The 12,566-nt window shown below is 72.5% G+C and carries 12 protein-coding genes and 1 pseudogene; 6 read left to right on the top strand and 7 right to left on the bottom strand.

Features of this window, described 5'->3' with window-relative positions; all coding sequences use genetic code 11:
* Nucleotides 1-321, bottom strand: a pseudogene (locus tag KBX08_RS30910) (hypothetical protein); the annotation flags it as partial.
* 81 nt (nt 322-402) lie between these two features.
* Here KBX08_RS30910 and KBX08_RS30905 point away from each other — a divergent pair.
* Both KBX08_RS30905 and KBX08_RS30900 read left to right on the top strand, forming a co-directional pair.
* The gene (locus KBX08_RS30905; protein WP_210787248.1) at nt 403-1,407 is read left to right on the top strand and encodes an EamA family transporter; all 1,005 of its coding nucleotides are present in this window, start codon (nt 403-405) and stop codon (nt 1,405-1,407) included.
* A gap of 10 nt (nt 1,408-1,417) precedes the next feature.
* On the top strand, nt 1,418-2,071 hold the full coding sequence (locus KBX08_RS30900) for a prepilin peptidase (protein WP_210787246.1): 654 nt from the start codon (nt 1,418-1,420) through the stop codon (nt 2,069-2,071).
* A 115-nt stretch (nt 2,072-2,186) separates the two neighbouring features.
* On the opposite strand, the gene KBX08_RS30895 is transcribed toward KBX08_RS30900, so the two are convergent.
* The 5 genes from KBX08_RS30895 to KBX08_RS30875 form a co-directional block, all read right to left on the bottom strand.
* On the bottom strand, nt 2,187-5,366 hold the full coding sequence (locus tag KBX08_RS30895; protein ID WP_210787244.1) for a UvrD-helicase domain-containing protein: 3,180 nt from the start codon (nt 5,364-5,366) through the stop codon (nt 2,187-2,189).
* A gap of 61 nt (nt 5,367-5,427) precedes the next feature.
* Nucleotides 5,428-6,672 (bottom strand): metallophosphoesterase, encoded by a 1,245-nt coding sequence (locus KBX08_RS30890; RefSeq protein ID WP_210787242.1) that lies wholly within the window; start codon nt 6,670-6,672, stop codon nt 5,428-5,430.
* A gap of 14 nt (nt 6,673-6,686) precedes the next feature.
* Entirely contained in the window at nt 6,687-6,941 is a 255-nt protein-coding gene (locus KBX08_RS30885; RefSeq protein WP_210787240.1) for a MoaD/ThiS family protein, read from the bottom strand.
* 2 nt (nt 6,942-6,943) lie between these two features.
* Nucleotides 6,944-7,957, bottom strand: a complete 1,014-nt coding sequence (gene moaA, locus KBX08_RS30880) for a GTP 3',8-cyclase MoaA (RefSeq protein ID WP_210787238.1) — start codon at nt 7,955-7,957, stop codon at nt 6,944-6,946.
* A complete protein-coding gene (locus KBX08_RS30875; RefSeq protein ID WP_210787236.1) occupies nt 7,954-8,868 on the bottom strand; it encodes a fructosamine kinase family protein in 915 nt (304 codons plus the stop codon). Before KBX08_RS30875 ends, moaA begins: the two co-directional genes overlap by 4 nt.
* A gap of 173 nt (nt 8,869-9,041) precedes the next feature.
* Here KBX08_RS30875 and KBX08_RS30870 point away from each other — a divergent pair, with 173 nt between their 5' ends.
* The 4 genes from KBX08_RS30870 (at nt 9,042) to KBX08_RS30855 (ending at nt 11,644) form a co-directional block, all read left to right on the top strand.
* The gene (locus tag KBX08_RS30870; protein WP_210787234.1) at nt 9,042-10,085 is read left to right on the top strand and encodes a DUF4192 domain-containing protein; all 1,044 of its coding nucleotides are present in this window, start codon (nt 9,042-9,044) and stop codon (nt 10,083-10,085) included.
* Nucleotides 10,072-10,332, top strand: a complete 261-nt coding sequence (locus KBX08_RS30865; protein WP_210787232.1) for a hypothetical protein — start codon at nt 10,072-10,074, stop codon at nt 10,330-10,332. Before KBX08_RS30870 ends, KBX08_RS30865 begins: the two co-directional genes overlap by 14 nt.
* Entirely contained in the window at nt 10,332-10,649 is a 318-nt protein-coding gene (locus KBX08_RS30860; RefSeq protein WP_210787230.1) for a helix-turn-helix domain-containing protein, read from the top strand. Before KBX08_RS30865 ends, KBX08_RS30860 begins: the two co-directional genes overlap by 1 nt.
* 278 nt (nt 10,650-10,927) lie before the next feature.
* Entirely contained in the window at nt 10,928-11,644 is a 717-nt protein-coding gene (locus tag KBX08_RS30855) for a GAP family protein (protein ID WP_210787229.1), read from the top strand.
* Between the two features lie 13 nt (nt 11,645-11,657).
* Here KBX08_RS30855 and fdhD read toward each other — a convergent pair whose 3' ends face one another.
* Nucleotides 11,658-12,524, bottom strand: a complete 867-nt coding sequence (fdhD, locus tag KBX08_RS30850; RefSeq protein WP_210787226.1) for a formate dehydrogenase accessory sulfurtransferase FdhD — start codon at nt 12,522-12,524, stop codon at nt 11,658-11,660.
* Nucleotides 12,525-12,566: the final 42 nt, after the last annotated feature.

Below are 12,566 nucleotides of genomic sequence, written 5' to 3'. Positions count from 1 at the left end.
GTACGGCTGCCCGCCGTACGTCGGGGTCGGCGGGGCCGGCTGGTACGAGCCGCCGTAGGGCGTGCGGGGCTCGTGGCCGTAGGGCGTATCGGTCCCGCCGCCGTAGGGCGCGCCGGGCGCCGCACCGTAGGGCGGGTTGGGTGGGCCCCCGTACGGCCCAGGTCGTCCCTGCGGTGCGGGCGGGTACGACGGGCCGGCGGGCGGGTAGGGCTCCGCTGCGGGCGGGTAGGGCTGTTGCGCCGGTCGACCGGGCGTCTCGTCGGGTCTTTGCCCACGCCACGGCCCTGGGTGGCCGCTCCCCGGTTGTCCGTAGTTCGTCATGCCGCCCTCCTGCACGAGTGGTGAGAGGCCGGCCACCAAAGCGCGACGCGGGCTCCGGGGTCACCGTAGCGTGGTCCACTGATGAGCTCACCTCCACCGAGCGCCACGGCCCTCGCCGGCCGTCGTGCCAGCAGCACGCCGACAGTGATCTGGACAGCGTTGATCGTGGTCTACGTGCTCTGGGGGTCGACCTATCTGGCCATCCGGATCACCGTGGAGACGATGCCTCCGCTGCTGTCGGCCGCGCTCCGGTTCGCCGTGGCCGGCCTGGTCCTGGCGGTGGTGCTGCGACTGCGTCGAGGCCCCGGCGCGCTGCGGGTGGACCGACGGCAACTCGGCTCGGCCGCGCTGGTCGGGGTGCTTCTGCTCGCCGCCGGCAACGGCCTGGTGGTGCTCGCCGAATCGGGGCCGCCGGGAGTGGCGGTGCCGTCCGGGATCGCCGCGCTGCTGGTGGCCACGGTGCCGTTGCTGGTGGTTCTGTTGCGCTCGGCCACCGGGGATCGGCCGCCGATCTGGACGTTCGCCGGGGTCACAGTGGGCTTCGTCGGCCTCATCCTGCTGGTGCTGCCGGGCGGTGGTTCGGCAGCGGTACCGCTGGTCGGGGCGTTGACAGTGGTGGCGGCGGCCACCTCCTGGTCGGTCGGGTCGTTCCTGTCCGGACGGATCCGGATGCCCGCCGACCCGTTCGTGGCCACGGTGTACGAGATGATGGCCGGCGCGCTGGTGCTGGTGGCAGTCGCCGCCGGTCGGGGCGAACTGGCCGACTTCCACCCGGCGGCGGTGAGCACCCGGTCCTGGTTGGCGCTGGGTTACCTCATGGTGGCCGGCTCGCTGGTGGCCTTCACCGCGTACGTCTGGCTGCTGCACAACGCGCCGATCTCGCTGGTGTCGACGTACGCCTACGTGAACCCGGCGGTCGCGGTGGCGCTCGGCGCGCTGCTGGTGGCCGAGCCGATCACCCCGCAGGTGCTGCTCGGCGGTGCTGTCATCGTCGCCGGGGTCGCCCTGGTGGTGACCACCGAACGGCCGCGTCGGGCGGGCACGGGCTCACGATCGGGGGACACCCCGGTGCGCGACCGCCAGTAACGTCCGGCCCATGTCGGCCACCGCGCTGGTGTCGATCGCGCTGCTCGGCGCGCTGGTCGGCCTCGTCGTACCCCTGGTGTCGCGGCGCTTCGCCACAGCGGACCCGCGGCCACTGGCGTTTCCACCGCCGCGTCCGGTCCGGCGGCCCTGGGTCGACCCGATGGTGGCGGCCAGCGTCTTTGTCGGCCTTGCCGTCGCCGTGGGTGACGACCCGGCGCTGCCGGTCATCCTCGCGGTCGCGGCGGTTGGTCTGGTGCTGGCGCGGGTCGACCTGGCCTGTCTGCGGCTGCCCGACCCGTTGGTCCTCGTCGCCGGGCTGCTGGCCCTCGGAGGGCTGACCACCGCGGCGCTGCTGGCCGGCACTCCCGGCCGGCTGCTCGGCGCGCTGGGAGGCGCGACGGTCGCGGGCGCGGCGCACGTGCTGCTGGCCCTGCTGCCCGGCTCACGGCTGGGTTTCGGGGACGTGAAACTCGCCGCCGTCCTCGGCCTGCCGCTCGGCTGGTTGGGGTGGGAAGCCCTGCTGACCGGGTTGCTCCTGCCGCACGTGCTGCACGGCGGTCTGGTGCTCGGCCTGCTCGCCGCCCGAAAGGTGCACCGGAACACCCTGCTGCCCCTCGGCCCGGCCCTGCTGGTGGGCGCCTGGCTCGCCCCCCTCCTCACCTGACGCGCCCCCGCCCCCAACTTCGTCGATCTTGCCGTCTCTGCGCCGACATAAGGTGCATCCCTCGCACAACGACGACCGAAAGTGCAAGATCGACGGAGCATGAGGGGACCGGCGGTTAGATCAGGCGGAGTTGGCGGTCCTTGGGGCGGCGGGGTTCGGCTTCGCCGAAGCGTTCGAAGAGGCCGGGGTCGATGGTGTTGAGGAACGGTGACGGGGCGCAGTCGCGCTCGGCGCCGTGCCGGGTGCGGCGGGCGGCGTGACTGACGTACAGCCGGTCCTGAGCCCGGGTCAGGCCGACGAAGAAGAGCCGGCGCTCCTCGGCGACGGCGTCCTCGTCGGGCGTCGAGCCCGGCCAGCGCAACGGCAACAGCCCGTCCTCGACACCGACCAGGAAGACCACCGGGAACTCCAGGCCCTTCGCGGCGTGCAGGGTGAGCAGCGTGACCGCCTCGGCGCGCGGGTCGAGCGCGTCCACCTCCGCGCCGGTGGCCAACTGCGACAGGAAGGCCTCCAGGTCGTCACCGCAGCGTCGGGCCAGCGGGGTCAGCAGGTCCACTGCCGAGCGGACGTCCTCGGGACGGACCGCGCTGCTGGCGCCGTCCAGGGTGGGCACGGCGAACCGTTCCGCGACCACCTGACCGGCCAGCCGCACCCGGGCGGCAAGCGAGCCGGCCAGACCGTCGGCGTGCCGTAGCTCGCGGGCGATGGCCGCCACCCCGGGCCGATCCCGCAGCCGGTCGTGGGAACGCTTCTGCACGGGGATGTTCGCCCTGGTCAGGGCGTCCACGATCGGTGCGGCCTGCGCGTCGGTGCGGTACAGCACGGCGATGTCGGAGAACGACAGTGAGGTGGACCGGCCGTCGATGCGGCCCGAGTCCAGCGAACGGTGCGACAACCCGCCGACCAGGTCGTCGACGGTACGCACCACGAAGTCGGCCTCCTCGGCCACTGACGCCGCCGGGTAGCGCCCGACCAGCGGGGCCTCCGGGTCGAGCCGGGCCGGGTCCAGTCGCCGGCCCCGGACCAGCGAGGACGGCGCGATGGCCTGCACGGCGGCGGCCAGGATCGGGGCCGACGACCGGTAGTTGCGGTTGAGCCGGACCAGTCGGGCGTCGGTGAAGTCCTCGGAGAAGCGCAGGAAGTAGCCGACGTCGGCACCCCGGAACGAGTAGATGGCCTGGTCCGGGTCGCCGATCGCGCAGAGGTTGCCGTCGGCGGGGCTGAGCAGCCGCAGCAGCTCGTACTGCACCTCGTCGACGTCCTGGTACTCGTCGACGAAGATCCACCGCCAGCGGTCCCGGTACCGTTCGACCAACTTCCGGTCGGCCCGCAGCAGCTCCACCGGCAGGTTCACCAACTCGTCCAGGTCGACCAGGTCCTGCTTGCGCAGCAGCGACACGTACGCGGCACTGTCGTCGCCGGCCTCGGTGCGGGCCGCCGCCCGCTCGGCGTCGTCGGCGATCCGGAAGTCGGCCGGGAGACCCGCCGCGCCGGCGTTCTCCCGCAGGATGGTCAAACCCAGAGCGTGGAACGTACCCACCGTGACGTCCTCGGCGACCGGGCCGAGCAGGCCGTCGAGCCGGTGCCGCAGCTCCTCGGCGGCCCGGCGGGTGAACGTGATCGCGAGGCAGTGCTCGGGGAAGACGTTCAGCTCCGCGCAGAGGTACGCGATCCGGTGGGTGAGCGTCCTGGTCTTGCCGGTGCCCGGACCGGCCACGATGAGCAGCGGACCGCCGGGTGCGGAGGCGGCCACCCGCTGCATGGCGTCCAGTCGGTCCAGCAGGCCGGTGCCGACCTCCTCCATGCCGGAGAGCATCGGCTCGAACGGCTCGTGCGGAGACGGCGGCGACGCGATCGGCCGCGCGGGCGCCGGGACCGGCTTCCGCTTCGGCTCCGCCTTGGCCGCCGCCGGGCGCTTGGCCGGAACCCGGGGAGCCGGCTCCGCGGGTCGCCGCTGCGCCGGCACCGGTACGTCGAACAGCGTCTCCTGCGCGCCCAACTCGGCCCTGTCGAAGAGCGTGATCACGCCGTACTCGCCGTCGTAACCGGGCACCCGGCGGACGTCGCCGCGCCGCAGCCGTCCGATGCCCTCCGCGAGCAGCTCACCACCGGCCTGCGCGATCTCGGTCAGCGGCGTCGCGGTCAGGATCTCCAGCTCGGGGCCGAGTGCGGCCAGCAGCTCGTTGAGCCGCCCCTCGACCTTCTTCGACCGGGCCCCCACCTTGTTGATCTCGCCGAGGATCTCGGCCAGCGGCACCAGGTGGGTGACGTCCCGGGCGTGCGCCGGCCGGTGCCCGTCCGGGCGGTCGGCCAGCTCCTCGATCCGGCTGAGGACGCCCACGGTGAGTGGCTTGCCGCACTCGGGGCAGCGCCCGCCGGCGGCCCGGGTGCGCTCCGGAGACCAGTTGACCCCACACAGCCGGTGCCCGTCCGCGTGGTACTTGCCCTCCTCCGGGAAGAACTCGATGGTGCCGGCCAGGCCGTCACCCGTACGCAGCGCCTCCCGAACGGCGAAGTAGTCCCGTTCGGCGGTCAGCACTGTCGCCTCCCGGCCCAGAGCCGGCGGCGAGTGCGCGTCCGAGTTGGACACCAGTTGGTAACCGTCCAGGCTGCCGACCCGCCAGTTCATGGCGGGGTCGGAGGAGAGCCCGGTCTCCACGGCGAAGATGTGCTCGGCCAGGTCGGCGTAGCAGTCCGCGATCGCGTCGAAGCCGGACTTCGAACCCAGCGCGGAGAACCAGGGAGTCCAGATGTGTGCCGGCACCAGATATCCGTCCGGGCTGGCCTCCAGGGTGATCTCCAGCAGGTCGCGGGAGTCCAGTCCGAGGATCGGCCGGCCGTCGGAGCCGAGGTTGCCGATCCGGCCCAGCGCGGTGTTGAACCGGGCCACCGCGTCCAGATCCGGCAGGTAGATCAGGTGATGCACCTTGCGGGTCCGGTCGTCCCGCTTGTAGATGGTGGAGATCTCCACGCTCAGCATGAAACGGACCGGGTCCGCCTCCGCGTTCGGCGCGAGTCGGGGTGGCAGCCGTCGGGCGAGGTCCCGTTCCGCCTCCGGGTCGAGCCGGTAGAGCCCCGGTTCGGCCGGGCGCAGCGTCTCCCGCAGGTGGTCGTACCAGGCGGGGTGGGTGAAGTCGCCGGTGCCGAGCAGGCCGATGCCCTTACGCCGGGCCCACCACGCGAGGTTCGGCAGGGTGAGGTCACGGCTGCACGCGCGCGAGTACTTCGAGTGGATGTGCAGGTCCGCGACGAATGGCGGTAGGCCACCGGGGGGTACGGCGCTGAACGGGGGCACGCCGCATCCTGTCACGCCCGTCGCGCCGGCCACCCGCCGCCACGCGCGTACGTGACCTCCGCTATGCCGAGCGCAGCTCGACCAGACTGATCTGCGGCTCCGCCCCGACCCGGACCGGAGGCCCCCAGAAACCGGCGCCGTTGGTCACGTAGACCTTGGTGCCGTCGACCTCGCCGAGCCCGCTGACCACCGGCTGCTCCAGCCTGACGGCCAGGTTGAACGGCACCATCTGCCCACCGTGGGTGTGCCCGGACAGTTGCAGGTCGACGCCGTAGCGGGCTGCCTCCTTGGCCGCCAACGGCTGGTGCGCGAGCAGGACCACGGGTCGACTCGGGTCGCGGTCACCGAGGGCGGCGGCGAAATCCGGCCCGGCGGCGAGGCCGGTGCCCGCCCCGGTGAGGTCGTTCACGCCGGCCAGGTCGAGCACACCGCCCCGGGCCTGGATCTCCTGCCGCCGGTTCTGCAGCACCCGCAGACCGAGCCGGTCGACCTCCTGGACCCACTCCTCCACGCCGGAGTAGTACTCGTGGTTGCCGGTGACGAAGAAGCTGCCGTAGCGGGAGCGAAGGTCGCTCAGCGGCGCGGCGGCCGAGCCGAGTTCGGCCACGGAGCCGTCGACCAGGTCACCGACGATCGCGACGATGTCCGCGTCGAGCCGGTTGATCGCGGCGACGATCCGCTCGGTGTGTGCCCGCCCGCGCAGCGGGCCGAGGTGGATGTCGGAGACGGTGGCGATGCGCAGACCGTCCATGCTGCGGGGGAGTTTGGCCAGCGGAATCCGCACCCGGTCGAGGTGAGGTGGGCCCAGCGCCGTGCGGATGCCGTACCCGGTGACGCCGGTGGCGGTGAGGCCGGCGAAGATGGCCGCCCCACGGGCCAGCAGCAACCGACGGGACGGGTCGTGGTCCGGTGCCGCTACGGCGCCGGCGGCCGGCGGCTCGGTCGGGCCGGCGGCACCGACCAGCACCGGCTCGGGCGCGGCGGTGGTGGGCTCCGCGGCGACCACCCGGCGACGCAGCACCAGCCGGGCGACCAGCATCGGGACTTCCAGCACGACCAGTACGACCAGCAGGTAGAACATCAGCGCGAGCCACAGGTAGCCCGGCCAGGCGAGCCAGTAGAGCCCGGCCTGCGTTCCGGCGAGGGTGACCGGCACGAGCAGGGCCAGCACCAGGGCGGCGATCCCACCGACCCGTCGCCAACGGCCCGGCGTGGTGGTGTCCCGAACGAGCCGCTTCCACAGGTAGAGGTGGATGAGACCGGTGACCAGCGCCAGGACAGCCACGAACCCCAGAACCGCCATCATTGCGTGCGCCTCCCTCAGCCGCCCGCGAACGGGGGCAGGACATCGATCGTGGCCCCGGCCGGTAGGGGTGCCTGACGATCATGACAGGTGACGCCGTTCACGAGGAAACTCGCCACCCGCAGCACCCCGGCGAGCCGGTCGCCGTGGCGCCGGGTCAGCTCGGACGTGAGGTCGTCGAGTGACCGCCCGGCGGGGATGGCCTCCTCGGCGCGACCGGCGGCGGCGCGGGCGCCGGCGAAGTAGCGGATGGTCAGCTGTGGCCCCTCCACGCTCAGCCTCCGATCGCGGACATCGGGCGGGTCGGCTGGAGGAAGGTGGGGTCGTCGATGCCGTGCCCGGCGCGCTTGCCCCACATCGCGGCACGCCAGCGCCGGGCCAACTCGCCGTCGTCCGCGCCGGTGCGCAGCGCGGCGCGCAGATCCGACTCTTCCGTGGCGAAGAGGCAGGCGCGGACCTGACCGTCGGCAGTCAACCGGGTGCGGTCGCAGTCCCCGCAGAAGGGGCGGGTGACGCTGGCGATCACACCGACCCGGGCGGGGCCTCCGTCGACCAGCCAGGTCTCCGCCGGTGCCGCGCCGCGCTCGGCCGGGTCGGGGCTCAGATCGAAGACGGTACGCAACGACGCCAGGATCTCCTCGGCGGTGACCATGGTGTCGCGGGCCCAGCCGTGCTGGGCGTCCAACGGCATCTGCTCGATGATCCGCAGCTGGTAGTCGTGCTCGAGGGCGAAGCGGAGCAGCGCCGGCGCCTCGTCCTCGTTGACACCACGCATCAGCACTGAATTGATCTTCACAGGGTTGAGCCCGGCGGCCGCCGCCCCGGCGAGCCCGGCCAGCACCGCGTCGAGGCGGGGGCGGCGGGTGAGCTTGGTGAACCGGTCCGGGTCCAGGGTGTCCAGTGAGACGTTCACCCGATCCAGGCCGGCCGCCCGCAACGCCGGGGCCAGCCGGTCCAGGCCGATGCCGTTGGTGGTCAGCGAGACCCGGGGGCGCGGTGCGAGGGCGGCGACCTCGGTCACGATGTCGACCAGCCCGGCTCGGATCAGCGGCTCACCGCCGGTGAACCGCACCTCGGTCACGCCGAGCAGCTCGACAGCCACCCGGACCAGCCGGACGATTTCCTCGTCGGTCAGCAGCTCGGGGCCGGCCAGCCAGGGCAGACCTTCCGCCGGCATGCAGTAGGTGCAGCGCAGGTTGCACTTGTCGGTGAGGGACACGCGCAGGTCCCGGGCGACGCGGCCATACCGGTCGACGAGGACGCCGTCGGTCCCCGGGGCGGCGCTCACCTGTCGACCGTAGCGCGCTCGGCCCGGCTCAGGACGGCACGGGCGGTCTGGACGACCACATCTCGGTAAGTGGCACCGAAGAGTGCGGTGTGCACGAGCAGCAGATGCAGCTGATGCACTGGCACGCGGTCACGCCAGCCGTCCGGCAGCGGCCAACTCTCCTGGTAGGCGGCCAGCACCCGATCCAGGTGGGGGATGCCGCCGAAGAGCGCGAGCTGGGCGAGATCCGTTTCCCGGTGCCCACCGTGCGCTGCCGGGTCGATGAGCCAGGCGCGGTCGTCGACCCCCCACAGCACGTTGCCCGGCCACAGGTCGCCGTGGATGCGCGCGGGCGGCTCGTCGCCGCCGAGCCCGTCGAGGCGACCGATCACCTGCTCGACCAGAGCGGCATCGGCACTGGTCAACGCGCCACCGTCGACCGAGCGTCGTAGGTAGGGGGCGAGGCGGCGCTCGGCGAACCAGGTCGACCAGCGCCCGTCGGTGAGGGTGTTGTCCGCAGGGAGCGAGCCGATGAACCCGGGCCAGCTGGCACCGAAGGCGGTCGCGCCCGCCCGGTGCAGCCCGGCCAACTCCCGGCCGAAGCGCTCCGCGGCCTCCGGCGTCGGTTCGCCGGGCTCCACCCAGTCGAGCGCCAGCAGCTCCGGCAACACCACGATCACCTCGGGTACGCCGACAGTGCCCGCCTCCCGCAGCCAGCGCAGGCCGGCGGCCTCGGCGGCGAAGAAGCCCTCCGGCGGCGGTCGGTCGGCGTCTTCAGGCCAGGACTTGGCGAAGACGGAGTGGCCGTCGTCGAGGGTGAGCCGGGCGGCCGCGCAGATGTTTCCACCGGCGACCGGCGTCTCCCGGAGCCGCTGATGGGTCCGGAAGGTCGGTAGGTGTGCCGGATGCGCGCGCAGGTACGCCAGGTCCATCAGCGCACGGTAACCGCTCCTTACGACAGCCAGGTGTCGCCCGACGACATCGGCGCTCTTTCCGCACCCGCAGGTGTGGCGCGAGCAGGGAAAACACGTTCAGTAACTGTGGATAAGCCGCGTGTCGTCCACAGGGGTGGCAGGGCCTGGTACGCCCGCCGCAGGCTTCCGACATGACCTCGACCGAACGCCCTCAGCTCGCCGTCCGCTCACCCGCCGACCTGATCGCCGCTGTGCCGTACCTGCTCGGCTTTCATCCCACCGACAGCGTGGTCGCCGTGGCGCTGGTCGGCCGACAGATCGTCTTCGCCGCCCGCGCGGACCTGCCCGAGCCGACCGAGCTGGGCGGGCTGGCCGTGCACCTGGCTGGTGTGATCCGCCGGCAGGGCGCCGAGGCCGCCACGGTTGTGGGTTACGGGCAACCGGAGCGGGTCACCCCGGCCGTGGACGCGGTGCGCGACGCGTTGAACGACTTCGGGCTGCACGTGCTCGACGCGCTGCGGGTGACCGACGGCCGCTGGTGGTCCTACCTCTGCACCGAGCCCGACTGCTGCCCGCCCGAGGGGCGCCGCTACGACCCGACCGTCAACCGGGTGACCGCCTCGGCGATCTTCGCCGGTCAGGTCGCACTCCCCGACCGGGCCGCCCTGGTGGCGCAGGTGGCACCGGTGGACGGCCCGGCCCGGGAGGCGGCCCGCACGGCCACCGCCCGCGCCGAGCTGAGACTGACCGAGCTGATCGAGCAGGCACCCGAGAGCGACCTGCTCGGGGCGCGGGCACTGCGCGCCGCCGGGGTGGCGGCGGTCCGCGAGGCCCAGCGCCGGCAGCGGCGTGGTGAGCGGCTCGACGACGACGAGGCGGCCTGGTTGAGCCTGCTGATGACCCACCTGCCGGTCCGCGATCACGCGTGGGAACGCACCGACGGCCGGGACCGGGACATCGCCCTCTGGACCGACGTGCTGCGCCGAGCCGAGCCGGAGGTGGCCGCCGCGCCGGGTGCGCTGCTGGCGTTCGCCGCCTGGCGCGCCGGACAGGGCGCGTTGGCGGCGGTCGCGCTCGAACGCACGCTGAGCCTGCACCCTGACTACTCGCTCGCCCTGCTGCTGGACGACCTGCTCCGGCGGGGCGTGCCCCCGGCCGAGTTGGACGGCTGGCCGTCGGTCGGCATGCCTGGTGTCATCCGGCCCCGCAAACGGAGCCGACGTGGCCGCCGCTGACGAGCCAGATGCGGGAGACTCCGCAGCAGCCGTATCGCAATTTCGCTATAGTCGGCTCTGGTCAGTCCTCTTCCACCCAGAGGCCGTGCCCGAACTGCGAGCCATACCCGCGATCGAGCAGGCGGCAATCGGACACGCCGTCGAAAAGCTGGAGAGCCTCGGCCCAGAAGCCAGCGTCAGTCAGCGGAACTTCGCCCGGGCCGTCGCAGCCGCAGAGCGAAGGACCAAGGACGTGGAGGCGGAGTGATGAAACGTTCCGAACTCAAGACCTCGCAGCAGGTCATCGGCGATGTCAGCCGTCAGGACCCGGTGTTCCGCGCAGAGTGGGATCGGACAGCATTCGCGCGTGAGGTCGCGCTCCGCATCGTGGGATACCGCACCGAGAACCAGCTGACCCAGACCGCGCTCGCTCGCAAGGTGGGGATGACCCAGTCAGTCATCGCGCGACTGGAGTCGGGCGACCAGCCGCCGTCGATCGCGACCCTCGTCAAGCTCTCCAAGGGCACCGGCATGGAGTTCGACGTAAAGATCTCCCGCGGTGCCGTCGAGATCGTAGCCGCATAGCCGGCGGCTTCTCGGTAGATCGAGGATCGACTCGGCTTCCTGGAAGTCGGGGTGTCCCCGATACCGAAACACCCCGCCGCTTGAACAGGTCGGGCCAGAGGTCGCCCTCGTCGCGGCCCAGGACCTCGGCGGCCTTCGACGGTTCGCGACGGCGTCGGCGATGCGGGCCTGCACGCCCTCCGTCGAAGGATGTACGCGTTGCTCCTGTCCACGGCCGACGCGGCAGGCTCACCGCCGCCGGAGAATGATCTCGTGACCGTTCTCCGCGTTGGTACGACATGACCCCCGAGTTGCTGCTGTCGCTGGCCGGGCTGGCGTTGATCGACAGCACCAGCATCGGCACCCTCTTCATTCCGGTCTGGTTGCTGCTCGCCCCCGGGCCGGTCAACGTCCGGCGGATCCTGGGCTACCTCGCCACCATCGCGGTGTTCTACCTCGGGGTCGGGCTGCTGCTGGTCTGGGGAGGCAGCAGGCTGGGCGACGCGCTGGGCGGCGCCCTGGACAACCGGGGCGTCCTCTGGGCACAACTCGTCCTGGGCGTGGGAATGCTGGCGCTCAGCTTCCGCTACGACGGCAAGCGGCGTCCCCGTACCGGTGGTGTGTTGCGCTGGCGGGACCGGGCCACCGCCGGAGATTCCTCGGCCCGCTGGTTGGTCGGGCTGGCGCTGCTCGCGGCGCTCGCCGAGGTGGCGACCATGCTTCCGTACCTCGGTGCGGTGGGCCTGTTGGCCACCTCGGGGGTGGGAGCGGCGAGCGTGGTGGGGTTGCTCACCGGATATTGCCTGGTCATGGTGCTGCCGGCGGTGTTGTTGCTGGGTGCCAGGGTGGCCCGCCCGCGACTGGTCGAGCCGGTGCTGGCCCGCCTGAACACCTGGATCGTCACGAAGGCGGGCAGCGCGTTGGGCTGGATCCTCGGCATCGCCGGTTTCCTGATCGCCCGTGATGCCGCCGCACGGCTGGCCCTGTTCGACCTGATCGACCGGATCGGTCGCTGACGGGCCGCTCGGGTCAGGCTGGCTGCTCCACTGTGATCCGGTGCGGCCCGGTGTAGACGTTCATGGTCCGTCCGCGCAGGAAGCCGACGAGTGTCATGCCCGCCTCGTCGGCCAGTTCGGCGGCGAGGGTGCTCGGGGCGGACACCGCGGCCAGCAGCGGCAACCCCGCCATCCACGCCTTCTGGGTCAGTTCGAAGCTGGCCCGCCCGGAGACGAGCAGCAGGTGCCCGGCGAGCGGCAGTCGGCGTTCCCGCACGGCCCAGCCGATCACCTTGTCCACGGCGTTGTGCCGGCCCACGTCCTCCCGGAGCACCACGAGCTCACCGTCGGGGGTGAACAGGCCGGCCGCGTGCAGCCCGCCGGTCCGGTCGAAGCCGCGCTGGGCGGCGCGCAACCGGTCGGGTAGTTCGACGAGCAGCGTGGCCGGCACGCTGAGCGGGTCGGCCGCGACCGGGAAGAGCGACCGGGTGCGTACCGCGTCGATGCTGGCCTTGCCGCAGACCCCGCAGGAGCTGGTCGTGTAGAAGTTCCGGGACGGGTCGGTGGTCGGTTCCGGTACGCCGGGGGCGAGCACCACGTCCACCACGTTGTACGTGTTCGGCGTCTCCGCGCCGGCGCAGAGTTGCGCGGTCAACACGTCGTCGGTCGACCGGATCAGCCCCTCCGTCAGCAGGAACCCGATGGCCAGGTCCAGATCGTCGCCGGGAGTACGCATGGTGACGGCGAGCGGTTGGCGTCGGCCGGGGCCGGCCGCGCCGACCCGGATCTCCAGCGGCTCCTCCACGGCCAGCGTGTCCGGTCGGCGGACCGACCCGCGCCCGGCGGTCGCCGCGTCCAGGTCGATCCGGAGTACGCCCCGTCGATCAGTTGCCCGTCCCATCCCGCCATCCTCCACCCCCCGCCGGCACCCCCACCCCCATAC

The organism is Micromonospora sp. H61 (assembly GCF_018070325.1).
In the GTDB taxonomy this organism is placed as follows: domain Bacteria; phylum Actinomycetota; class Actinomycetes; order Mycobacteriales; family Micromonosporaceae; genus Micromonospora; species Micromonospora salmantinae.
This window is presented reverse-complemented; position numbering and strand designations above follow the sequence as displayed.